This window comes from Nonomuraea endophytica (assembly GCF_014203235.1).
GTDB lineage: Bacteria > Actinomycetota > Actinomycetes > Streptosporangiales > Streptosporangiaceae > Nonomuraea > Nonomuraea endophytica.
In genome coordinates this window covers 46,289-67,800 of record NZ_JACHIN010000013.1, presented here as the reverse complement: position 1 = coordinate 67,800, position 21,512 = coordinate 46,289, and the positions used below count along the sequence as shown (strand labels likewise).

Sequence of the window (21,512 nt, the reverse complement as noted above, 5' to 3'; positions counted from 1 at the left end):
GTCGTCGGCGACCCGCACGCGCGTTCAAGAACTACGGGGTCACCACGTGACCGGCAGGCGACGTGGACGACGGCCTCCGGTCGTGTCTCCCAGGTGAGTTGCTTCCACGGGACGCCGAGTTCGAGGCGCGGCAGCCTTCGTACCAGAAACCCGAGAGCGATCTGGAGTTCCGCCCGGGCGAGCGGTGCGCCGGGGGCACTGCCGCGCGCCGTGGCCGAAGGCCAGGTGGGGATTGGGCTCGCGGGTGAGGATCACGTGATGGGGATAGGCGAATTCCGCCGGGTCGTGGTTCGCCGCGAGGACCGCCTCGCCTTTCCGAGGGGAACTCCCGCGATCTCCGTGTCCTCGGTAGCCACGCGCATGTGGCTGCGGCTCCGGGCGAGGGGGTCGAAGCGGAGCAGTTCCTCCACGGCTGCGGGACACGAGTTGAGGAACGTGATTCCGCCCGGATGGCAGAGGAGGACGAGAATCGCGCTGGTGAGCGATGCGGCGGTGCTCTCGTGGCCGGCCGTGATGAGATGGGTGCCGAGGCTGAGGAGATCTTCCCGCGCCGCGGCGGGCGAACTGAGCAAGTCCTCACGCGGCACGCCGAGAAGCTCGAATCCGGTGACCAGCTCGGCGGGGGAACCGGCCGCGAGTAAGCGGGTCAGCAGATCGTCGGCGATCTCGTGGATGACCGGGCGCGGGCGTTCCACCCGGCGCTCGGTGAGTCCCTCCGAGGGCACGGAGAAGGGAAAGTACAGTTCCGCTCGCTGAGCCGGCAGGGCACGCTCCTTGCGGCACTGGCGGACTGAACCGATACACGACGGCGATACGCGGAGGAGCTTCGGAGAGCCTCCTAAATCAGCGGAAACCAGATTAGAAAATCACCATGCCCGACTATTTCCCCCTTAGTACACCAGTTTCTCACTCTTCGAGCCCAGTGGCGGCGAAGGCTCCAGCGGGGTTTGAGCCGGGCTCTAGTTACCCACGCCACTATTGGCAGATATGTCCGAAGTCCCGCGTCGATGAACCGGTGCTCCGTAGCAGGAGAGGGTCACATGGCCACCGAAAGTCGCCCGGCATTCCCCCACAGGTGGCTCGCGCTGCTGATTGTGCTCACGGCCATGTTCATGAACCAGCTCGATGTGACGATCGTCAACGTCGCCCTGCCGTACATCCAGCGTGATCTGAGGGCGGGCTTCTCGCTGCAGCAGTGGATCCTGGCCGGGTTCGCGCTCGCGTTCGCGTTGCTCCTGGTCACCGGGGGGCGTCTTGGGGACATCGCGGGCCGTAAGAAGGTCTTCCTCGTCGGCGTCGCGGGGTTCACCGCCGCGTCGGCGCTGGCGGGTCTGGCCCAGAGCGGCGAGATGATGGCCGGAGCGAGGGTGGCGCAGGGGGTGTTCGCGGCGCTGATGGTGCCGCAGGTGCTGTCCGTGATCCAGGTGATGTTCCAGCCGCCCGAACGCCTCAGGGCGATGGGCCTGCTCGGTGTGGTCGTCCCGATCGCCTCGGTCGCCGGGCCCGTCGTCGGCGCCCTGCTCACCGCCGGGCCCGGCTGGCGCTGGATCTTCTGGGTGAACGTCCCGATCGGTGTGCTCACGTTCGCGGGCGCGGCGCGCATGGTGCCGGAGTCGAAGTCCGACCGGCCGCTGCGCCTCGACATCCCGAGCGTGCTGCTGCTCGGGCTCGCCTCGGTCATGCTGATGTTCCCGCTGGTGCAGGGGCACGAGCTGGGCTGGCCGCAGTGGGCAGTGGTCTCGATGACCGCCTCGCTGCCGGTGTTCGTCGTCTTCGGCCTCCGCCAGTTCCGCCAGGAGGGTCTTTCTCCGCTGGTGCCACCGGCGCTGTTTCGCAACAGGTCGTTCGTTGCCGGCTCCATCCTGATGGCGCTCGTCTTCTCCGGCATCATGTCGTACATGATCGTGCTGGTTTGGAACTTCCAGATCGCGCACGGCTGGACTCCCCTGCGCATGGCCCTGACCGGCCTGGGCTGGACGATCGGCCTCGGCCTCACCGCCACCCTCGCGATCAGGTACGGCGCCGTCGCCGGCCGCCGGCTCATCGCCCTCGGCCTGGCCGTCATGGCCGCGGGAATGGGAGCACTGATCGCGCTGCTCCGGCTTCACGGCGGCGCCCTGAACTCCTGGCAGGTCTTCGCCTGCCTCCTCGCCGCCGGCATGGGCTCCGGCCTGGTCGTCCCCATCCTGGTGGACCTGGTCCTGGCCGGAGTTCCCGCCCGTGACGCGGGGGCCGGGTCCGGCGTGGCCAATGCCACTATCCAGCTTGGCACCGCCGTGGGCGTGGCGGTCGTCGGCGCGATCTTCTTCGGCCTGGTCGGTGCTGGACCGCGCGATCCGGTGGCGTGGGCGGGCGCCACCTGGCAGACCCTGTTGTACAACGCCGGGGTGTTCCTCGCCGCGATCCTGCTGGTCCCGCTCCTGCCCCGGCGCACCAGGACGCGTGGAACGCCGGTGGGTGACCAGCAATTGCCCACGGGCACTCCCTGAATTCTTTCCGCCCTTAATAGGCGCAGGCGCATGCACAAATAGGGGAGAGAAAACCGCTTTGCGTTGTTGAAGGAATCTCGGCATAATCGTAAGGGATTCTTGTCAAGGCGGTTTAAGTTTGTAAGACTGTCCAAGTGGGGGCGGCGAGGCTCCGCGGTCCGGCGACGCGCGCACCAAGCGGGAGCCGGCGGGAACCACCCCGCGCGTAATGGTCGAGTGCACATCACGTGCCATTCATTACATTCCTGCACGGGGGGCAATATCAATGGAAAAGGGGATAAGGTTCGCAATCTTGGGGCCGTTGGACGTGCGGCGCGGAAGTCGGGCGATCGCGGTCAACGCCGAGAAACAAAGAGCGATCCTCGCCACACTGCTGTTGTCGGCGAACCGTGTGGTGCTCGCGGACGACCTCATGGAGCGGCTCTGGGAGGACCGGTTGCCGCGCTACGCGCGCGCCTCGTTGCAGACACATCTGGCCCGGTTGCGCCGCACGCTCGGCGACGTGGAGGTGATCCACACAAGCCCCGGCGGTTATCTCATCGAGTCCGACCAGGACCATCTCGACCTGCTGCGTTTCCGCGCTCTTGTCGATCGAGCCGCGAGGGTGGAGAACGCGGGCGACCTGCCGGGCGAGCTCAACCTCCTGCGCGAGGCGCTGGCGCTGTGGCGCGGGACCGCGCTGGCCGGCATCCGCTCCGACTCCATCCTGCGCGACGAGGTGCCGCAGCTGACCGAGGAGTGGTTTCGGTGCCTGCATCGGCGTTTCGACGTGGAGCTCATGCTGGGAAACCATGACGGCGTCGTCCCCGAACTACGAAGACTCGTCCGCAAATATCCCTTACGCGAACGATTGTGCAGCCAATTGATGATCGCGTTGTTCCGCTGTGGTCAGCAAGTGGAGGCGTTGAAGGCGTTCGCGTCCGTTTCCGCCGTGCTGCGGCACGAATACGGGCTCGATGTCGGCGACGAATTGGAGCGCCTTCAACATGCCGTGCTGACCGGCGACCCTGACCTCGTATCCGTAAACGGTTACAGAAGAGGAGGCAGGGATCTGAACACGGCCGTCTCCTCATGGACGACGCCGCGCCAGTTGCCTGTCGGCATCTCCGATTTCGTTGGACGGACCGAACTTCTGAATCGCGTCGACACCGTCCTGGACCCCGGCCGGACCGGCTCGATGGCCATCGTCACGCTGACGGGGCCCGCCGGCGTGGGCAAGACCACCACGGCTGTCCAGATCGCCCATCATGTCCAGGACCGGTTCCCTGACGGCCAGATGTACGTCCGGCTGAACGGGACGGGCGAGCATCCGCGCACGCCCGCCGAGGTGCTGGGCGAACTGCTGGAGGCGACGGGGCTGAGCCTCTCGGTGATCCCGGTGGGCCAGGAGCAGCGATCGGCGCTCTTCCGGTCCCGGCTGGCCGACCGCCGGGTCCTGCTCGTCTTCGACGATGTACAGGACGTCGAGCAGGTACGCCCGCTTCTTCCTGGCACGCCGGCCTGTGCCGTGGTCGTCACCAGCCGCCGCCTGCTGTCCGCGCTGGCCGGGACCGTGTCGGAACGCCTGGTCTGCCTGTCGAAAGGCGAGTCGCTCGACCTGCTGACCGTCCTGGCCGGGCGCAGGCGGGTCCAGCAGGAGGCCCAGGCGGCCGAGGAGATCGCCGCCGCCTGTGGATACCTGCCGCTGGCGCTGCGGATCGCGGGAGCGAGGCTCGCTGCCCAGCCGCTGGCACGCCTGGCCTCCTTCGCCGCCCGGCTGCAGGACGGGCACCGCCGTCTCGACGAGCTGAGGATCTGCGATCTCGACCTGCGGCGCAGCCTGGAGCGCAGCTACGTCGCGCTGGATTCGCCGGCTCGTGCCGCCTTCCGGCGACTTGGGCTGCTGTCCGACACCGTGGTCACGCCCCTGACCTTGGCCGCGCTGGCCGATCCCGACGACGAGCGGCTGGCCGACCGGCTGATCGATCACAACCTGCTCGAACCGGTCGGCCTCAACACGATGCTCGACCCGACCTACCGCCTGCACCCCCTGTCCTCCCTCTACGCGGCCGGGCTCGCCGAGCACGACGACCCGGTGATCACGGACGCCGCACTGCGCCGCTACACGGACGCCATCCTGGCGTTCGCGGAGCGGGCGTCGGGGCACCTGCCCCGGGCCGTCGGCCAGCTCCCGCCGGAGAGCGGTTTCGGGGCGCCGGTCCCCGCGCACGACATCTCCCGCATCGACGAGCGTCCCTGGCGGTGGCTCGCCGCCGAGCGCGACCATCTCCGGGCGATGGTCATCCGCTGCTGCCAGTACGGCTGGCACGAGCGCGCCGCCCGCATCACCGAGATCATCGCCCAGCTCGCCAGCCACAGCGACGACCTGGCGACGCTCATCCGGTTGTGCATCGTGGTCCGCGACACCGCGTGGGCCAACGGCGACGAGCGGACCGGGTGGCGGGCCGAGCACTGCCGCGCCCTGTTGCTGCTCAGGCAGGGCCGGGTGAGCGAGTCACACAGGCTGATCGTCAAGTGTGTGAGCAGCTTCGAACGGCTCGAGGCCGCCACGGAGCTGCCTTACAGCATCGCGGTCCTGGCCTTCGTGAACGTGACGCAGTTGAAGGCGAGTGACGGGCTGACGCTGGCGAAGCGCGCGTACCATCTGGCCAGAAGGCGCTCTGACCCGCACGCCGAGGTCCTCGCGCTCGGCACCACCGCCGACGCGCTGCTGGGCCTGCGGCGCAAGGTCGAGGCGCGCGCCACGCTGGAGAGAGTGCTGCGGCAGTCGCGCGAGCTGGGCGAGACCCGTCTGGAGGCGGTGACGCTCAATCGGCTCGGCTGGTCGTCGCTGCGCGTCGGTGATCTGCGGTCGGCGCCCCTCAGGGCCCACGAGGCCAGGGAGCTCACCGGCATCGGCGACCGCTACGGCAAGGCGCGTCCGCTCGCGCTGCTCGGCGCCGTCGCGCTGGAGCAGGGACAGTTCGCCGAGGCGATGCGGCTGGCCGAGGAGAGCCGCCGCACCTTCGCCCGGCTCGGGGACACCAGCGGCGAAGCGGAGGTCGCCTGCCTCGAAGGAGAGATCCATCTACAGGCCGGGCGGGCGCGGGACGCCGTCGCCCTCCTGGTTCCGAGCCTGAGCCGGCTCAACGAACTGGGCGCGTACCGTGTGCGGGAGCGTGCCTCGCGCGTCCTCGCCGAGGCCAACATCGCGCTCGGCGAGCACCCAGAGCGCAAGCGGGGCGGCCGGTGGGCCGGGGAATTACCGGCGCGTTCGCTCAGACGGGATGGTCGCAGCGGCGCCGCCTGAGCCGGGCGCGCACGACGCGGACCGCCCCGACGGCGTAGAAAGTTCTCCGCCCTGTCCCATTTCCGGGCACCGATGCGCCGCCCCACCCAGCTGTGCCGGATCGACGGGCCGAACCGGCGCCCCAGCACGTACCCGAGCGTCTCCCCCGCCAGGCACCCGGCGGTGGTCCCCGCCGGCAGGACCACCGCCTCGCCCGGGACGAAGAGCCCTACCAGCGGCGAGGTCTCCGTGGGGCCATCTCCTCTGAAGGCATCGTTTTGCCTCATCGTGCCGTTGACTGCGGCCACCAACTAGCCGATCGCCACATTGTCAGGGTCATCTCAGGGACGGCCGGACGAACGTCAGGGTTGTTCCTGATGGCATCCGTCCCCGTGGCTGAAGAGCATGGTGGTGTGCGGTCGGTGACCGACGCCCACCCCTCCCGTACGAAAGACAGCTGCGAAGCATGATTCCGACGTAGAAGGAGTGGCCCCATGATCTCCGTCACGCGGGGACGATTCCGTCCTTCGGGACATTCGATCGACGGAGCCGAGGGCGAGCCACGAGCGCTGCGGCTACTCATCGGCACCGACACCTACCCGCCCGACGTGAACGGCACCGCCGGCTCCGCCTACCGGCTGGCTCACGCCCTGGCCGCCCGGGGGTACGAGGTCCACATTGTGTGCCAGTCCGAGCACGGGCCGCCCCGGGTGGAGAAGATGGGCGGCGTGACGGCGCACCGGCTGCGGTCGGTACGCACGCGGGCGCGGAAGACGAAACGCGTCACCGTGCCGCTCCTGCTCATGGGCACGGTCACGAGGTTGCTGCGGCGGATCGCCCCCGACGTGGTCCACGTGCACAGCCACTTCCTGGTCGGGCGCACGCTGATCAACGCGGCCCGCCAGTTGTGCATGCCCGTGGTGGCCACCACCCACGTCACGCCGCCGATCCACCCGCCGCACCGCACGCCGTCGCCGGCCGGGCTGGGGTTCGTGGCGGGTAACGCGGTGGACGATCTCGTGGGGGCGCTGGCCTGGCGCGATCTCGCCCGGGTGCTCGGACGCGCGGACCACGTCGCGGTCCCCACCCGGAGCGCCGCGGAACTGCTCGCCGACAAAGGCCTCACCCGGCCGGTCGAGGCGGTGCCCTGCGGCGTCGACCTGAGCCGGTTCCGGCCGCGGGAGGAGCCGAAGACGTGGGCGCGCACGAAACTCGGCCTGCCCGACCGGGAGACCGCCTTGTTCGTCGGCCCGCTGGATGCGGAGAAGCGGCTCGACGACCTGCTCCGCGCCCTCCAGTACGTGTGCCAACAGGCGGACGCGCAGGCCGTCCTGGTGGGCGTCGGGCCTGCGCGGCCGCAGCTGGCGCGGCTGGCGAAGACGCTCGGCGTGGGCCGCCGCACCTACTTCCTCGGGCACGTCGCGGAGGACGACCTGCACCTCGCCTACGCTTCGGCCGACGTGTTCGCCATGCCGAACGTCTCCGGCCTCGAGAGCGTCGCCACCCTCGAGGCGATGGCCAGCGGCCTGCCGGTCGTCGCGGCCGAGGCGAACGCGCTCACACACCTCGTCCAGCAGGGCAGGACCGGATATCTGTACCGCACCGGCGAGGTGCCGGCGTTCGCCCGCCTCCTCACCCGCGTGCTGACCGACTCCGAACTCGCGGCGACCATGGGCGGGATCGGCCGCGCCGTCGCGGTCACGCACGACCATCTACGCTCGCTCGCCAGGCTGGAGGAGATCTACACCGGCCTCACCCAGACGTACGGCCGGCGGATCCAGCGGCTGGCCTAACCGGCGGCCTTGTCCGCCACCAGAACGCGGAAGGCCAGGCCGGGGACCTCGTGCCGATGGCTGTTGGTGAACCCGGCCGCGGACAGCATCCTTGTGTAGGACTGGACGGTGTGCACCTCGCCCTCGAATGTCCAGGTCAGCATCAGGATCGAGAACAGGTGCGGGGCCGGGTCCTCGGCGGGCGGCGCGTCCAGGGTGAAGCCGACCAGCACGATCTTGCCATCGGGCTTGACCGCCGGGGCGAGCCTGCGCAGCAGTTCACCCGCGCGTTCCTCGGAGAAGTGGTGCAGCACGTTCGTGACCAGGACCACGTCGTACGGCCCGCCGAGCGGCACCTCGAACATGTCGCCCGGCAACCGGTGGACGCGGTCGCGTACCCCCATGCGCTCGGCGTGCTGCTCGGCCAGCGGGAGCACGTTGGGCCAGTCGAGCGCCCACATCCGCGCCTGTGGGTTGCGCTGAGCCAGGGTCAGCCCGTACATGCCGTGGCCGCAGGCGACGTCCAGCACGTCGAGGCTGTCCCGCCCGGCCGCCCAGGGCTCCAGCGCGTCGGCCACGACCTGGGCCGTGGGGCGGGCCACCGCGACCGCGTGGGACGCGAAGTCCTCCCAGTACTCGTAGCCGGGGGTCTCCGCGTGGACCTCCATGACGGTCCCGCCGTGGCGTACCGCCTGGTCCAGCTTCTTGAGCGCGTCCCACTCCCAGTCGCTGGCCATGACCCGGACCATGTCGCCGAAGTACGCCGGGCTCTTGCTCACCAGGAACTGCTCGGCTCCGGCGAGCAGGGCGAAGCGGCCGTCGTTCTCCTCGGCCAGGCCGACGGCGGCGAGGGCGTTCAGCAGGATGCGCATGCCGCGCACGTCGCTGCCGAGGCGGCCGGCCACGGTCTCGGCGTCGGCCGGCCCCTCGTCCAGGCAGTCGAACACGCCCATCGAGACACCCGTCCTGAGCAGGCTGGTCGTCTTGTACGCCTGCATCATTCCGAGCAGCGACTCGCGGGTGACGGATTTCTTGCTGGTGCTCATCGTCCCTCCCTGTCGTCAACGAGGTGGACGGGAGAGCCTCCCGGCTCGGCCTCCCATCGGTAGAACTCCCGGGCCATCGCATCCCGCGGGGAACGCCAGGTCTGCGGGTCGTACGGCTCGATGAACTCCGTGAGCCGCTCGCTCAGCCGCTGGAACTCCGGGTGCCGGCGGATCTGGCTCATCGTGTGCTGGGCGTTCTCGCGTACCTCCATGAGCTGGAAGTACAGGTCGTGGAAGGAGAAGAGGCTGCGGCTCACGGCGCCGCCGAGCCGGGGCAGCTCGGTTTGGTCCGATTCGGCGAACAGCTGGGCGACCTCCGCTTCGGCGGAGGGCCGCATGCGCGCGACGACCAGGATGCGTTCCATTCGGTTTCTCCTCGGCGTTTCGCTGACGGCCCTTGGCCCCCGCCCGCGTCGGGGGAAGCAGGGACGGGAAACCAGACGACGATCTGGCCGTCAGTCTGCATCGGCGGGCTAGCACGCGGCTCGAAACCACCTCGAGGGCCGGGCCTCGACCGGCCTTCGATCCGTGCTCTAGCCGCGGCCAGGAGCATGGCAGGTGTCCGGAAGCCTTGGAGGCGTCATGCACCCCCCTTCCAGCACCCCGAAGCCGCGCGGAAGGCCGCGCTGGCTCGTCACGCTGTTCCTGACCGACATGTGGGAGAGGTTCAGCTTCTTCGGGATGCAGGCAATCTTGATCTTGTTCGCGGTCGCCCCCACCGGGGAGGGCGGGCTGGGTCTGCCGCACTCGACCGCGGTCGCCCTGTACGGCGCGTACGTGGGCCTGATCTTCGTGCTGTCCCTGCCCGGCGGCTGGCTCGGCGACCGGGTCCTGGGCGAGCACCGCGCGACGCTGTACGGCGGGATCGTCATAGCGCTGGGCCACTACCTGCTGATGCTGCCGACCCGGCCCACCGCATACCTCGGGCTCGTGACGATCGCCGTGGGCACCGGGCTGCTGAAGCCGAACATGCTGGCGCTGCTGGGGCGGTTCTACGGCCCCCACGAGAGCAACCGGCGCGAGGCCGCGCTCGTCGTCTTCTACGTCGGCATCCAGATCAGCGCGCTGCTGGCGCCGCTGGTCACCGGTTTCCTGGGCGAGCGCATGGACTGGCACCTCGGGTTCGGGGCCGCCGGGCTCGGCATGACGCTCGGGGTGATCCAGTACGCCGTCGGCTCGCGGAGGTTCGGCGAGGTGGGCCGTGCGCCGGCGCACCGGGCGAGCCGGGCCGAGCTGCGCACCGTGGCGTCCCGGGTGGCATGGGCGGCCGGCGTCCTCGGCGTGCTGCTTTCGGTCGCCGTCCTGTCGGGCGGCTTCGCGATCACCCACGGGATCGCGCTCGTGGGGCTCGTCGCCCTGGTCGCGCCGTTCGCCTACCTCGCGATCCTGCGTCGGCGGGCGCGGCTCAGCCGGGCCGAGAACCGCCGGCTGTCGGCGTTCCGATGGATGCTGCTCGCGGTGGCGCTCTTCTGGATGTTCGTCATCCAGGCCGGCTCGACGCTCAGCCTGTTCGCTCAGCGGCATACCGCGCGCGAAGTGGGCGGTTTCCTGATCCCGGCGAGCTGGTTCCAGGCGGCCATCCCCTTGTTCATCCTCGTGACCGCGCCCGTCGCGGCGTGGTTCTGGACCCGCGGCGGCGGACGGATCGGCGTGATAGACAAGATCGCTCTCGGGCACGGGCTGGCGGCGGCCGGCTTCATCGCGATCAGCGTGGCGGCCGTGCTGGCGGCGGGCGGGCAGGCGGTCTCGCCCGCGTGGCTGCTGTTCGTCCTGCTCACGCTGGCGATCGGGGAGGTGATCCTCGGGCCGACGGTCATGAGCGCGACGGTGGATCTGGCGCCTTCCGCGTTCGCCGGCCGGACCATGGCGCTGTACTGGATGTTCGCGGGTGTCGGGGGCGGTCTCGGCAGCCTGCTCGGCCGGGTGGTCTCCGCTGGGGATCCGCAGCCCGGGTACTTCCTCGGCCTCGCCGTACTCGCGCTCGTGACGGCCGTGGGATTCGCCGCGGCCAGGCGGCGGCTCGCGGACGCGATGGCGCCCTCGGCCCCGGCCGCCGTGCCCTCGGCGGTCTCCTGAGTACCTGTTCGTGTTTCCAGGATCTCACGCCAGATAGTGCGCGAAAGAAAGACGAAAGCGGCAGTTTAGGAGCATCGACTACAAAGGGTGAAGGGACCGCACTCCCACCGAGAACCCCGAACGAGCCGACGCCGCTACGTGAGGAAACGATGCGACATGCGCTTTCAAGTGCTCGGAACCCTGGAGGTACAGGCTGGTACACGTCGGTTGACACCAAGTGCGCCGAAGCAGCGGACCGTGCTCGCACTGCTGCTGTCCTCGGCGAACGAGGTCATGCCGACCGAAGCGCTGGTCCAGGAACTCTGGGAGGGGCACCCGCCGGTGAGCGCGCCGACCACTCTCCAGACTTACGTCTACCAACTGCGCAAACTGCTGTTGCGGGGCGACCGGGAGGCCGACGGGCCGCGTCTCGTCACCAAACACGGCGCGTACCTGCTGGCCGTCGAGGACGACATGCTGGACGCCGTCCGCTTCGAACGGCTCGTCAACGCCGCGCAGCGGGATCTCAGGGCGAACAAGCTTGAGCCCGCGTCGGCGGCGCTGTGCCAGGCCCTCGGCCTCTGGCACGGATCGGCGCTCGCGGACGTGGTCACCGGGTCCCGGCTGGCGATCTACACGACCCGGCTGGAAGAGCTGCGTGTACACGCCACCAAGCTCAAGATCGAAGCTTGGCTGCGGATGGGCCGCCACCACGAGGTGATCGCCGAGCTCAAGCAGCTCACCGCGGTCCACCCGCTCGACGAGTGGTTCCACCTGCGGCTGATGGAGGCGCTCTCATTGGCCAGCCGGCGGCATGAGGCGCTGGAGGTCTATCACCGGCTTCGCTACATCCTGCGCGAGGAACTGGGCCTTGAGCCTGGCTCCGAGATGCAGGAGCTGCAGCGGATGGTGCTGGCCACCGGCCACGGTCCCGTTCTCGGCCGCGCCGCGCCGAACGGGCGCCGCGGGCCGGCGTTGCCCCAGAAGGCCGACTGCGTCCTGTGAGCAGCGCCCGGAGCTCACGACCTCATGGCCACCATGAGGTCGGCGAGCGACGTGGTGTGCCGCGCGTCACGAAACCGCGGATCCGCCAGCACGTCCTGTAGAAAGCCGATCGTCGTGCAGATCCCGCGTCCCGTGACCTGGAACTCACTCAGCGCACGTTCCATCCGGGCGATCGCCTGGTCGCGGTCGGGCGCCCACACGATGACCTTGGCCAGGAGGGAGTCGTACTCGGCGCCGATCGTGACACCGTCGGCGCCGTGGGTGTCGACCCGGGTGAACGGTCCTCCGGGCGGCACGAAGTGCTCGACGACGCCCGGCGTCGGGAGGAACCCGCGCCGCGGGTCCTCGGTGTTCACCCGGCACTCGATCGCCACGCCGCGCAGCACCGCGTCTTCCTGGCGGAGGGAGAGCGGGCGGCCGGCGGCGATCAGCAACTGCTCCCTGACCACGTCGACCCCGGTGACCATCTCGGTCACGGGATGCTCGACCTGGACCCGGCAGTTGGCCTCGATGAAGAAGAACCCGCCCGCGTCGTCGACGAGGAACTCGAACGTCCCGGCGCTCACGTAACCCACGCGCCGCGCCAGGGCCACGGCCGCCTCGCGGATGCGCCCGACCAGCTCGGCCGGCAACCCGGGCGCCGGGGACTCCTCGATCAGCTTCTGCCTGCGCCGCTGGACGGTGCAGTCGCGCTCGCCCAGGCTCAGGATGCCGCCGTGGAGGTCGCCCAGAACCTGAACCTCGATGTGGCGAGCGTGCTCGACGTACTTCTCGACGAAGACCCGTGCGTCGCCGAACACCGCCTGGGCGTTCGCCCTCGTCTCGGCGAACGCCCGCGGGAAGTCTCGCGGCTCACGGACCACGGCCATGCCGCGGCCGCCGCCACCGGCCACGGCCTTGATGATGACGGGGTATCCGATCGTGCCGGCGACCTCCTTGGCCTCCTGGCCGCTTTGGAGCGGGCGCGGGCTGCCCGGAAGGACGGGCAGCCCCGCGGCCGCGGCGAGGTTGCGCGCCTGCGTCTTGTCCCCCAGGGAGGCGATCACCGACGGTGACGGGCCGATGAAGGCCAGCCCCTTCGACTCGCACATCTCGGCGAAGTCGGCGTCCTCGGACAGGAAACCGTAGCCGGGGTGGACGGCCTGCGCCCCCGTGCTCAGCGCCGCCTCCAGGATCGCGGGCGGGTAGAGGTAGCTGCGCCTGGCCGTCGCCGGGCCGATCTGCACCCGCTCGTCGGCCAGCCGCAGCGCGGGCGAGTCGCGGTCGGCCGTCGAGTGGATCATGATGACGCGAACGCCCAGCTCGCGGCAGCTCCGGGCGATGCGCAACGCTATCTCGCCCCGGTTGGCGATGAGGACCGACGAGAACATGGAGCCTCCAGGCGCGCGATCGTTCACTGTGTGGCGAGCGGGGCGACGGCGAACAGCTTCTGCCCGTACTCCACCGGCGTGCCGTCGGACACGAGGATGTCGATGAGCCGGCCGGAGGTGTCGGCTTCGATGGGGTTCATGAGCTTCATGGCCTCAAGGACTCCGATCTGCTGCCCCTTCTCGACCGAGTCGCCGATGCGGACGAACGGCGCCGCCCCGGGCTCGGGAGCCCGGTAGAAGGTGCCCACCATCGGTGCGCAGACGTGGCGCAGGTCGTCGCGCTCGGCGGGGGCGTCGGGCACCGGGGCCGGGGCGGGCGCCGCGACCCCGGCGGCCTCCGGCCGTTCCAGTTCGACGACCATGTCGCCGGATCGCAGCCGCACTCTGCGCATGCCACCGCCGACGGCGATGAGCTCGGCGGCGTGACGGCACAGCTCGGAGATCAGCGGCCGTTCCATGGGGTCCTCCGCGCTCATCGTGACCCCGCGTCGAACTGGCGGAACCGCTGACGGCGCTCCGCGATCAGCTTGCGCGGCTCGTGGATGGCCAGATCCTCGAACGCCTCGGACACCGCCGCCGCCAGCAGCCGCGCGGTCGTCGCCGGGTCCGAGTGGGCGCCCTCTCCCGGCTCGGGGATCACGCCGTCGACGATCCGGTGCCGCAGCAGTTCGCGGGCGTCCAGGCGGAGCGCTTCCGCGGCCAGCGGCGCCGCCGTCGGGCTCTTCCACAGGATGGACGCGCACCCCTCGGGGCTGATCACCGAGTAGACGGCATTGGACAGGGCCAGGACGCGGTTGGCGACGCCGAGCGCGAGCGCCCCTCCGCTGCCGCCCTCGCCGGTGACGACGGTGACGACCGGCACGGGCAGCGTCGACATCAGGCGCAGGTTCTCGGCGATCGCCCACGCCTGGCCGTCCTCCTCCGCCTCGATTCCGGGGTACGCGCCGGGCGTGTCGACCAGCGTGAGAATCGGATATCCCAGCTTGGCGGCCAGCCGCATCAGCCGGGCCGCCTTGCGGTATCCGGCGGGCGTGGGCATGCCGAAGTTGCGCTCGACACGCTCCCTGGTGGTGTGGCCCTTCTGGTGGCCGATGAAGACGATCGGCCTTCCGCCGAGCCGGCCGAGACCGCCGACGATCGCGGGGCAGTCACCGCTCAGCCGATCACCGTGCAGCTCCACGAACTCCTCCAGCATGTAGCCGGCGTAGTCGAGCGTGGTGGGCCGGTCGGCGTGCCGGGCGAGCTGAACGGCCGTCCAGCCGTCCCTGACCGGCAGCCGCTCCGGCTGGAAGAGGAGCTGGGACGGCTCGGCGGTGGGCGGGCGCTCGGCCGTCCGCCGCAGGGAGCAGAGGCGGGCGAGAGTGAATCGCAGCGCGGCGCGGGGCCGTACGTCGTCGATGAGCCCTTTCGCCCGCAGGAACTCCGCTGTCTGGAATCCGTCGGGCAGCTCCTGGCCGATCGTCTGCTCGATCACCCGTGGGCCGGCGAACCCGATGTGGGCGCCCGGCTCGGAGAGGATGACGTCGGGAAGCGTCGCGAAGGACGCCGCCACCCCGCCATACGTCGGATCGGTGATCACCGCGATGGTCAGGATCCCGGCCTCGTCGAGCTCGGCCAGGGCCTGGCTGGTCTTGGCCATCTGCATGAGCGACAGCGCGCCCTCCTGCATACGCGCTCCGCCCGAGGCCGTCACCAGCAGGAAGGGCACCTGCTCCACCAGCGCGACCTCGGCCGCGGCGACGATGCGCGCTCCCACGCCGACGCCGAGGCTGCCGCCCATGAACCGGAAGTCCATGGCGGCGGCGACGGCGGCGTGGCCCTCGATCGTGCCGCGCACGCACAGCACGGCCTCGTCCATCCCGGTCTTCGCGCGCGCCTCGCGCAGCCGGTCGGGATAGGGCCGGCTGTCGACGAACCCGAGCGGATCCTCGGGGGTCGGCGGCGCGTCGATCGCCCGCACCGATCCGTCGTCGAAGAGCTGCTCGATCCGCTGCCGGGCGGTGAGCCGGGTGTGCAACGCGCACCCCGGGCACACGCCGAGATCGCGGGTGAACCGCTTTCCGTACACGATCTCCCCGCACCGCGTGCAGCGGATCCATTCGGCGACTTCGACCGTGGGGGGAAAAGTGATGGTCATCGTCGCTCCTCCTTTTCCTCGCTCGACCACCCGTCGGCGAAGTTCGTCCGCCCGATTGCTTGCAAACCGGTCCATACGTGCTGCCCCACCGCGTGCATGATCTGCCGCAGGTCCCCAGGGCCCGGCCGTCCTTCAGAACTGGTCCACGACTTCATAGATCCCGTAGCCTTTGCCGCTGTCGTCGTCGCGGTATGACCGGAGCGCTGACGTCTGCCCCTTGTGCCGCGAGCCCTGCTCCCAGGAGTTGAACTGCGACAGGCTCGTCCACTCGCTGAGCACGGCGAACTCGCTCGGGTCCAGCGCCGACTGGAGGAGCTGGCTGCTCAGCAGGCCCGCGGTGCCGCGCATCCCCATGCTGACCCGCCGGTAGGCGTCGATCACCGAGCTTTCGTGACCGGCGGCGGCCGAGTAGAAGACCAGGACGCGGACCGCGCCGCTCATCGGCCCGCCTCTGAGCGTTCGCGGCCGAGGTCGTACACCACGTGCAGGGTCGTCATCGTGCCGTGCGAGCGGTAGGGGTGCAGCTTCCTGCGGTGCTCGACGTGCGCGTCGCTGCGCTCGAACGCGCGGAACCTGGCCTCGTCGACCCAGTCGCTCATGATGTAGTAGACGCCCTCTTCCTCGGCGCTCTTCGACAGCCACTGGCCGACGTTGGCCGGATCGCCGCCGACCACATCCGCGACGGAGTACCAGACCCGCTCGAAGTCCTTCTCCTTGCCCGGGATGATCTGCATCCTCAGCATCACCCGGAACACCTGCGCGTTGTCGCCCATCTCAGATCCCTCCGTCGACGTGGACGGTCTCGCCGGACATGTAGCGGGAGCGGTCGCTGGCCAGGAACAGCACGACGTCGGCGATCTCCTCCGGCTCGCCGAGCCGGCCGAGCGCGGTCATGTTGCGGTAGCGCTCCTCCTGCTCGGGGGTGAGGCCCTCCGCGGCGTGGGTGGAGATGATCCCGGGCGCGATCACGTTGATCCTGATGCCGCGCGGGCCGAGCTCCTTGCACAGCGATCTGGCCAGGCCGAGGACTCCCGCCTTCGAGGCCGTGTAGTGCGTGCGCAGGGGTACGCCGACCATCGCCGCCTTGGAGCCGATCGCGACCACGGAGCCGCCCTCCGACATCAGCGGCAGCGCGCCGCGCACCACGAGGTACATGCCGGTGAGGTTGGTGTCCAGCACCCGCTGCCACTCCTCCAGCTCGAGCTGGGCGAACGGTATGTGGCTGATGGCGCCGGCGTTGTGCACGACGACGTCCAGCGTGCCGAGTCGCGTACGGCATTCGTCGATCAGCCTGACGACCTCGTCCGCCTTGCCCACGTCGGCCTGGATGACGCCGTGCTTGCCCGGTGTGACGGACAGGTCGTGCTCCAGCCGTGCCGCCGCCTCGGTGTCACCGCGGTAGCACGCGACGACGTTGCAGCCCTCCTGGGCCAGGCTGAGCACGACCGAGCGGCCGATCCCTCTCGTCCCTCCGGTGACCAGGACGTTCTTGCCCTCAAGCCGGAAGCTCATGATGGGTCTCCTCTGGGTTCGCGGTTGGTGTCGCGGGCTGCTGTTCAGAGCAGCGCGACTGCGGCGCCGGTGTTCAGCGTGAGAGCGAGTACGGCCAGCCCCGTCCGGGTCTTGTTCCACCGCGCCCACCGGCGGCGGAAGGCGTCCATGTCCCAGCCGGGTGGCAGCGCGTCAGGATCCTGCGCTTTGACCCAGCGGTTCATCGGAACGTTCCGGGTGAGCGAGATGGCCACCACCGAGCCGGCCGCCAGGGCGGCGGCCGCGCACAGCAGCCGCCCCGCCCAGCGCGGCTCCACCGCCGCGACGAGCACGTCGGCGAGGAGGGTGACCACCAGGCAGGCGGGCTGGAACGGGTCGTACCGCCCGACGGCGAACGCGTGGGCCCTGACGTAGTCGCCGGCCGTGAGCGTCATGTAGAACGGGACGACCCCCAGCACGGTGGCCATCAGCACGCCCGCGGCAAGGCCGTTGGCCAGCAGGGCCAGCGGCAGCGCCACCTCGGTCATGGCCGGCTCACGACTTCCCGGCCCGCTGTGCCGCCTGCTCGACCTTCTCCTTGATCAGTTTCATCTGGCCGGGCGAGCTGCCGTTGATCCGGTTGGTCATCTGCTCCAGGTTCACCGGGGAGTCCGGCTTCATGCGGAAGTCCTGGATCCAGCGCATCTCCACGCCGCCGGGGACCTCCGCGTACTCCCAGTGCAGGTGCATGTACTCGAACCAGCCCAGCTCGGTGCGGTGCGCCTGCACCGTGCGCGTCCTGGCGTTGGCGGTCCGCTCCGACACCCACGACCAGGCGTTGCCGTCCTTGTCGGGGTGCATCGTGAGGCGGAAGCGGACCATGTCGCCCTCGCGGTGCAGGACCTCGACCTTCGCGTACTCGCTGAACAGGTTCGGCCACGACTCGACGTCGTTGGTCATGGTCCAGACCAGCTCCATCGGCGCCGCGATCACGATCGCGTTCTCGGTGTGTCCTCCGGCCATGGCTAGTTCACCGCCGCCCGCTCGTTGACGTAGTCGAGGACCGCGCGGGGCGTCTCCAGCGTGGCCGCCACCTCGTCGGGCACGATCACGCCCCAGTCCCGCTCCAGGCGGCTGGCCATTTCGAGCACGGCCAGGGAGTCGTAGGCGAGGTCCTTGAACGTGGTGTCGATGATGTCGCCGTCGAGGTCGATCGACTCGTCCTCACCGGCGCTGAGCCGCATCAGGCTTCGCAGGTCGTCAAGCGTGAGTTCCTTCATCGGTCTCCTCCTGTCGCGGTGCTGTTGGGTGCGCGCAGCACGAGCGCGGCGTTGAACCCGCCATAGCCGCGGGCGATGATCAGTGCGGAGCGCACCCGGCAGGGGCGGGGTTCGTCCCTGACCAGGTCGATCTCGTAGTCGGGGACGAGCTCGGCCACGCCGACCGTCGGCGGCAGCACCGAGTCGCGCATGGCCAGCAGCGCGGTGGCCACGTCCAGGGACGGCCCGCCCGCGTACAGCCGGCCGGTCATGGTCTTGGGCGCCGTCACCGGCACCCCGTGGGCGCCGAAGACGGCCGCGATCACCTCGGCCTCGGCCCGGTCGAGCTCCGGAGTGCCGGCGGCGTCGGCGAAGACCACGTCGACGTCCCCCGGCGCCAGCCCCGCCTCGGCGAGTGCCAGCTCGACGGCCCGGCGCAGCGCGGGCGGGCGTCCGGTGGCCGGGGCCGGATCGAACGTGGCGGCATGGCCGGCGATCACGCCGTAGACCTTCTCCGCTCCGCGCGCTCGGGCGCTCGCGGCGTCCTCGACGATGAGGATGGCTCCGCCCTCGCCGGCCACGTAGCCGTTGGCGCCGGTGTCGAAGGGCCGGTAGGCGAGCGCGGGATCGCCCTGAGTGCTCATCAGGCCGTTGGAGATCTGGCACGTCAGGCCGTACGGGCTGAACGGGGCCTCGGTGCCGCCGCTCACGACCAGGCGGGCGCCGTCCTCCAGCACCCGGCGGGCCTGCGCGAGCGACTCCAGGGCGCCGGCCTGCTCGGCGACCACGACCCCGCACGGGCCGCGCATGCCGTACCGGATCGAGATCTGACCGGTGGTCGCCGCGTAGAACCAGGCGATCGACTGGTAGGCGCCCACATGCCTCGGGCCTTTGCTCCACAGTTCCTGGATCTCGCGCTGGCCGAACTCCACCCCGCCCGCGGAACTCGCCGTGACCACGCCCATCTCGTACTCGGGCAGGGCCGACGGGTCCACACCCGCGTCGGCGAGCGCCATGTCGGTGGCCACCAGCGCCATGTGGGTCCAGTGGTCGGTCTGCGGGATCAACCGGCCGGGCACGTTACCGGTCGCGACGAAGTTCCTGGCCTCTCCGGCCACGCGCACCGGGTAGTAACCACTCTCGAATCGCCTGATCGTGTCGATCGCCCTCGTCCCGCTCAGCGTCGCGGACCAGTGCGCCTCCGCGCCGAGACCGGTGGGGGCGATGACACCGATCCCCGTGATCACGGGGGCGGTCGTCATGCGACCTCCAGTCCGGGCGCGGTGAGCACCATCGCCGTCTGGAAGCCGCCGAAACCGCTGCCCACGCTGAGCACCACGTCGACGGGCTGCTCGCGCGCCACGTGGGGCACGTAGTCGAGGTCGCACTCCGGGTCCGGCGTCTCGAGGTTGGCCGTCGGCGGCACCGTGCCGTGCTCGATCGCCAGCGCGCTGGCGGCCACCTCGATGGCCCCGATCGCGCCGAGCGAGTGCCCGACCATCGACTTGATCGAGCTGACCGGGGTCCGGTAGGCGTGCTCACCCAGGCTGCGCTTGAACGCGGCCGTCTCGTGCCGGTCGTTCTGCTTGGTGCCGGAGCCGTGGGCGTTGATGTAGCCGACGGCGTCCGGGTTCAGCCTGGCCTGGTCGAGGGCGACCCGGATGGCCTCCGCCATCTCCCGGCCGTCCGGCTTCAACCCGGTCATGTGGTACGCGTTGCCGCGCGTGGCGTACCCGGCGATCTCGCAGTAGACATGAGCCTCGCGGCGCCGGGCTCGCTCCAAATCCTCCAGCACGAACACGGCCGCACCCTCGCCCAGCACGAAGCCGTTGCGCTCGCGGTCGAACGGGCGGGAGGCGTGGGCCGGGTCGTCGTTCCTGGGCGACGTCGCCTTGATCGCGTCGAAGCAGGCCACGGTGATGGGTGAGATCGGGGCATCTGTCGCACCGGCCAGCACGACGTCCGCCGAGCCCTCGGCGATCAGCCGCGCCCCGTACCCGACGGCGTCGAGCCCAGAGGTGCAGCCGGTCGAGATGAGCGTGACCTGGCCCTCCGCGCCGGACGCCCAGGCGACCTCGGCGGCCAGCGAGCTCGGCACCAGGTGCCCGTACAGGTGCGGGACGCCGTAGGAGGAGTCGACGAGCCAGCCTCGGCCGGAGTCGCTGACGACCACGTACTCCTCTTCGAGGCTCATGGTGCACCCGACGGCGCTGCCCAGGGTCACGCCGGTGCGCATCGGCTCCAGGTCGGAGGGGTCGAGGCCGCTGTCGGCCAGCGCCTCGCGGGTGGAGACGACCGCGAACTGCGCGGCGCGGTCCATGCGCCGGATCTCGCGTGCGCTGAGTCCCTCCACGGCCGGGTCGAAGTCGCATTCGGCCGCGATGCGCGACCGGAACGCGCCGGCGTCGAACATCGAGATCGTCCGCGTCGCGGTACGGCCGGCCGTCAGCAGTTCCCAGAACGCCTTGCGGCCCGTGCCGCCAGGAGCCACGACACCGATGCCGGTGAGGGCCACCCGCCTGCGGTTCATCGCTTCTCCCCCACGTTGAGCGAGGGCTCGGCGGGGTTGGGCTGCGGCTCGGTGTCGACGTGGCCGAGGTCCGGCCGCGGCGCGAGCGGGCTGAGGTGGAACACGACCATGGCCTGCGCGTCGCCGGTGTTCTCGACCCGGTGCCTGACGTCGATGGGAATGTGGAGCGCCTCACCCGGACTGAGCCGGACCGGCGTGCCGTCCGCCAGAACGGTCAATTCACCCCGAATGACGCAAAGGAACTCCTCCGAGTAAGGGTGGTAATGCTCGGACACGAACTCCCCCGGCTCCAGCGTGAGCATTCCCATGAATCCGGACGTCGCTCCCACCGTCGCAGGGCCGAGCAGAACACGAATGTCACCGCCACGCCGCCGATTAGGTGTGATCTCGCTGGCTATGATCTTTGATGCCCGAGTAATCGTCACGTCGAAGCCTCCCATTCAGGCGGACGACTCTGCTGACAGCAGCATGGCGGCGCCGGCTAGAGGAATACTCGAAGCGTGCTCAAGCCCTCCGCAAATGGCGCTCGGCGCTATTCCCCCACCGATATTCGAGTCCGCCTCAAGGTGCCGGCGGGATACTTCGGGTGGTGACAGAGGAAGGAGCGACATACGTGATGGCCCACATTCTCACCGCCGCCGTGCTGGTCACCAGCGGGCTCGCCGCCGGTGTGCTGTTTACCCACGCCATCGGCGTGTGGCCGGCCATGCAGGCGATGACACCGGAGCGCTACGTCGCGGCCCACAAGTTGCTCGGCCGCGCCTACGACCCCATGATGCCGATCATCGTCGGCACGTCGACGGTTCTTGACATCAGTCTGGCCTTTATCGCCGAAAACAGCCTGAGCCAGAATCTGTTCATCGCCTCGGCCGTGTGCCTGGTCGGCGTCGGCGCGGTCTCGCAGACCAGGAACGTGCCGATCAACCGGCGGGTCAAATCACTCGACCCCCGGGCCATTCCAGCCGACTGGAAAGACCCGAGAAGCGCCTGGGCCAAATGGAACATGGTCCGGACGACATTCGCCGTGCTGGCCCTCGTGGGAAATGCCGCGGCGGCGGTCTCCGCGTTCTGAAACAGAGCTCTGCGCGTTCTGATACCAGATCTCAGCCGA

21 protein-coding genes are annotated in these 21,512 nt (G+C 70.0%); 6 read left to right on the top strand and 15 right to left on the bottom strand.

Features of this window, described 5'->3' with window-relative positions; translation table 11 throughout:
* Window positions 1-251 precede the first annotated feature (251 nt).
* On the bottom strand, window positions 252-725 hold the full coding sequence (locus tag HNR40_RS38570) for a cytochrome P450 family protein (protein ID WP_184970457.1): 474 nt from the start codon (window positions 723-725) through the stop codon (window positions 252-254).
* Window positions 726-1,040: 315 nt separating this feature from the next.
* On the opposite strand from HNR40_RS38570, the gene HNR40_RS38565 reads away from it, so the two are divergent.
* The 3 genes from HNR40_RS38565 (at window position 1,041) to HNR40_RS38555 (ending at window position 7,550) form a co-directional block, all read left to right on the top strand.
* Window positions 1,041-2,489: an MFS transporter gene (locus HNR40_RS38565; RefSeq protein ID WP_184970455.1), complete on the top strand. Its 1,449-nt coding sequence runs from the start codon at window positions 1,041-1,043 to the stop codon at window positions 2,487-2,489.
* A gap of 307 nt (window positions 2,490-2,796) precedes the next feature.
* Window positions 2,797-5,778, top strand: a complete 2,982-nt coding sequence (locus tag HNR40_RS38560; RefSeq protein ID WP_184970453.1) for an AfsR/SARP family transcriptional regulator — start codon at window positions 2,797-2,799, stop codon at window positions 5,776-5,778.
* Between the two features lie 473 nt (window positions 5,779-6,251).
* Complete coding sequence (locus HNR40_RS38555; RefSeq protein WP_184970451.1) at window positions 6,252-7,550, top strand: glycosyltransferase; 1,299 nt, start codon at window positions 6,252-6,254, stop codon at window positions 7,548-7,550.
* On the opposite strand, the gene HNR40_RS38550 is transcribed toward HNR40_RS38555, so the two are convergent.
* Both HNR40_RS38550 and HNR40_RS38545 read right to left on the bottom strand, forming a co-directional pair.
* A complete protein-coding gene (locus tag HNR40_RS38550; RefSeq protein ID WP_246509958.1) occupies window positions 7,547-8,575 on the bottom strand; it encodes a class I SAM-dependent methyltransferase in 1,029 nt (342 codons plus the stop codon). The two genes, HNR40_RS38555 and HNR40_RS38550, sit on opposite strands and share 4 nt — an antisense overlap.
* The gene (locus HNR40_RS38545) at window positions 8,572-8,940 is read right to left on the bottom strand and encodes a TcmI family type II polyketide cyclase (protein ID WP_184970449.1); all 369 of its coding nucleotides are present in this window, start codon (window positions 8,938-8,940) and stop codon (window positions 8,572-8,574) included. Before HNR40_RS38545 ends, HNR40_RS38550 begins: the two co-directional genes overlap by 4 nt.
* A gap of 217 nt (window positions 8,941-9,157) precedes the next feature.
* Here HNR40_RS38545 and HNR40_RS38540 point away from each other — a divergent pair, with 217 nt between their 5' ends.
* Entirely contained in the window at window positions 9,158-10,651 is a 1,494-nt protein-coding gene (locus HNR40_RS38540) for a peptide MFS transporter (RefSeq protein ID WP_184970446.1), read from the top strand.
* Between the two features lie 156 nt (window positions 10,652-10,807).
* Window positions 10,808-11,635: an AfsR/SARP family transcriptional regulator gene (locus HNR40_RS38535; protein ID WP_281395737.1), complete on the top strand. Its 828-nt coding sequence runs from the start codon at window positions 10,808-10,810 to the stop codon at window positions 11,633-11,635.
* Window positions 11,636-11,649: 14 nt separating this feature from the next.
* On the opposite strand, the gene HNR40_RS38530 is transcribed toward HNR40_RS38535, so the two are convergent.
* The 12 genes from HNR40_RS38530 to HNR40_RS38475 form a co-directional block, all read right to left on the bottom strand.
* Window positions 11,650-13,005, bottom strand: coding sequence for an acetyl-CoA carboxylase biotin carboxylase subunit (locus tag HNR40_RS38530; RefSeq protein ID WP_184970443.1), 1,356 nt, complete (start codon window positions 13,003-13,005; stop codon window positions 11,650-11,652).
* Between the two features lie 23 nt (window positions 13,006-13,028).
* The gene (gene accB / locus HNR40_RS38525; RefSeq protein WP_246509956.1) at window positions 13,029-13,463 is read right to left on the bottom strand and encodes an acetyl-CoA carboxylase biotin carboxyl carrier protein; all 435 of its coding nucleotides are present in this window, start codon (window positions 13,461-13,463) and stop codon (window positions 13,029-13,031) included.
* 14 nt (window positions 13,464-13,477) lie between these two features.
* Entirely contained in the window at window positions 13,478-15,142 is a 1,665-nt protein-coding gene (locus tag HNR40_RS38520) for an acetyl-CoA carboxylase carboxyltransferase subunit alpha (RefSeq protein WP_184970439.1), read from the bottom strand.
* Between the two features lie 132 nt (window positions 15,143-15,274).
* Window positions 15,275-15,583: an antibiotic biosynthesis monooxygenase family protein gene (locus HNR40_RS38515; RefSeq protein ID WP_184970437.1), complete on the bottom strand. Its 309-nt coding sequence runs from the start codon at window positions 15,581-15,583 to the stop codon at window positions 15,275-15,277.
* Window positions 15,580-15,915, bottom strand: a complete 336-nt coding sequence (locus HNR40_RS38510; RefSeq protein ID WP_184970435.1) for an antibiotic biosynthesis monooxygenase family protein — start codon at window positions 15,913-15,915, stop codon at window positions 15,580-15,582. The genes HNR40_RS38515 and HNR40_RS38510 overlap by 4 nt, the downstream gene beginning before the upstream one ends.
* A 1-nt stretch (window position 15,916) precedes the next feature.
* The gene (locus HNR40_RS38505; protein WP_184970433.1) at window positions 15,917-16,654 is read right to left on the bottom strand and encodes an SDR family NAD(P)-dependent oxidoreductase; all 738 of its coding nucleotides are present in this window, start codon (window positions 16,652-16,654) and stop codon (window positions 15,917-15,919) included.
* A gap of 44 nt (window positions 16,655-16,698) precedes the next feature.
* Entirely contained in the window at window positions 16,699-17,160 is a 462-nt protein-coding gene (locus tag HNR40_RS38500) for an anthrone oxygenase family protein (RefSeq protein ID WP_184970431.1), read from the bottom strand.
* Between the two features lie 7 nt (window positions 17,161-17,167).
* Window positions 17,168-17,635, bottom strand: a complete 468-nt coding sequence (locus HNR40_RS38495; protein ID WP_184970429.1) for an SRPBCC family protein — start codon at window positions 17,633-17,635, stop codon at window positions 17,168-17,170.
* A gap of 2 nt (window positions 17,636-17,637) precedes the next feature.
* Window positions 17,638-17,892: a phosphopantetheine-binding protein gene (locus HNR40_RS38490; protein ID WP_184970427.1), complete on the bottom strand. Its 255-nt coding sequence runs from the start codon at window positions 17,890-17,892 to the stop codon at window positions 17,638-17,640.
* Entirely contained in the window at window positions 17,889-19,133 is a 1,245-nt protein-coding gene (locus HNR40_RS38485) for a ketosynthase chain-length factor (RefSeq protein WP_184970425.1), read from the bottom strand. Before HNR40_RS38485 ends, HNR40_RS38490 begins: the two co-directional genes overlap by 4 nt.
* On the bottom strand, window positions 19,130-20,401 hold the full coding sequence (locus tag HNR40_RS38480; RefSeq protein ID WP_184970423.1) for a beta-ketoacyl-[acyl-carrier-protein] synthase family protein: 1,272 nt from the start codon (window positions 20,399-20,401) through the stop codon (window positions 19,130-19,132). The genes HNR40_RS38485 and HNR40_RS38480 overlap by 4 nt, the downstream gene beginning before the upstream one ends.
* A complete protein-coding gene (locus HNR40_RS38475; protein WP_246509954.1) occupies window positions 20,398-20,703 on the bottom strand; it encodes a cupin domain-containing protein in 306 nt (101 codons plus the stop codon). The genes HNR40_RS38480 and HNR40_RS38475 overlap by 4 nt, the downstream gene beginning before the upstream one ends.
* A gap of 314 nt (window positions 20,704-21,017) precedes the next feature.
* Between HNR40_RS38475 and HNR40_RS38470 the strand changes: the two genes are divergently transcribed.
* Window positions 21,018-21,473: an anthrone oxygenase family protein gene (locus HNR40_RS38470; RefSeq protein ID WP_184970419.1), complete on the top strand. Its 456-nt coding sequence runs from the start codon at window positions 21,018-21,020 to the stop codon at window positions 21,471-21,473.
* The last annotated feature ends 39 nt before the right edge of the window (window positions 21,474-21,512 follow it).

Bases quoted from the DNA above. Each gene is read 5' to 3' on its own strand.
- HNR40_RS38565 (WP_184970455.1), top strand. From the start codon at position 1,041: ATGGCCACCGAAAGTCGCCCGGCATTCCCCCACAGGTGGCTCGCGCTG.
- HNR40_RS38555 (WP_184970451.1), top strand. From the start codon at position 6,252: ATGATCTCCGTCACGCGGGGACGATTCCGTCCTTCGGGACATTCGATC.
- HNR40_RS38550 (WP_246509958.1), bottom strand. From the start codon at position 8,575: ATGAGCACCAGCAAGAAATCCGTCACCCGCGAGTCGCTGCTCGGAATG.
- HNR40_RS38545 (WP_184970449.1), bottom strand. From the start codon at position 8,940: ATGGAACGCATCCTGGTCGTCGCGCGCATGCGGCCCTCCGCCGAAGCG.
- HNR40_RS38540 (WP_184970446.1), top strand. From the start codon at position 9,158: ATGCACCCCCCTTCCAGCACCCCGAAGCCGCGCGGAAGGCCGCGCTGG.
- HNR40_RS38535 (WP_281395737.1), top strand. From the start codon at position 10,808: ATGCGCTTTCAAGTGCTCGGAACCCTGGAGGTACAGGCTGGTACACGT.
- HNR40_RS38530 (WP_184970443.1), bottom strand. From the start codon at position 13,005: ATGTTCTCGTCGGTCCTCATCGCCAACCGGGGCGAGATAGCGTTGCGC.
- accB (WP_246509956.1), bottom strand. From the start codon at position 13,463: ATGGAACGGCCGCTGATCTCCGAGCTGTGCCGTCACGCCGCCGAGCTC.
- HNR40_RS38520 (WP_184970439.1), bottom strand. From the start codon at position 15,142: ATGACCATCACTTTTCCCCCCACGGTCGAAGTCGCCGAATGGATCCGC.
- HNR40_RS38515 (WP_184970437.1), bottom strand. From the start codon at position 15,583: ATGAGCGGCGCGGTCCGCGTCCTGGTCTTCTACTCGGCCGCCGCCGGT.
- HNR40_RS38510 (WP_184970435.1), bottom strand. From the start codon at position 15,915: ATGGGCGACAACGCGCAGGTGTTCCGGGTGATGCTGAGGATGCAGATC.
- HNR40_RS38505 (WP_184970433.1), bottom strand. From the start codon at position 16,654: ATGAGCTTCCGGCTTGAGGGCAAGAACGTCCTGGTCACCGGAGGGACG.
- HNR40_RS38500 (WP_184970431.1), bottom strand. From the start codon at position 17,160: ATGACCGAGGTGGCGCTGCCGCTGGCCCTGCTGGCCAACGGCCTTGCC.
- HNR40_RS38495 (WP_184970429.1), bottom strand. From the start codon at position 17,635: ATGGCCGGAGGACACACCGAGAACGCGATCGTGATCGCGGCGCCGATG.
- HNR40_RS38490 (WP_184970427.1), bottom strand. From the start codon at position 17,892: ATGAAGGAACTCACGCTTGACGACCTGCGAAGCCTGATGCGGCTCAGC.
- HNR40_RS38485 (WP_184970425.1), bottom strand. From the start codon at position 19,133: ATGACGACCGCCCCCGTGATCACGGGGATCGGTGTCATCGCCCCCACC.
- HNR40_RS38480 (WP_184970423.1), bottom strand. From the start codon at position 20,401: ATGAACCGCAGGCGGGTGGCCCTCACCGGCATCGGTGTCGTGGCTCCT.
- HNR40_RS38475 (WP_246509954.1), bottom strand. From the start codon at position 20,703: ATGCTCACGCTGGAGCCGGGGGAGTTCGTGTCCGAGCATTACCACCCT.
- HNR40_RS38470 (WP_184970419.1), top strand. From the start codon at position 21,018: ATGGCCCACATTCTCACCGCCGCCGTGCTGGTCACCAGCGGGCTCGCC.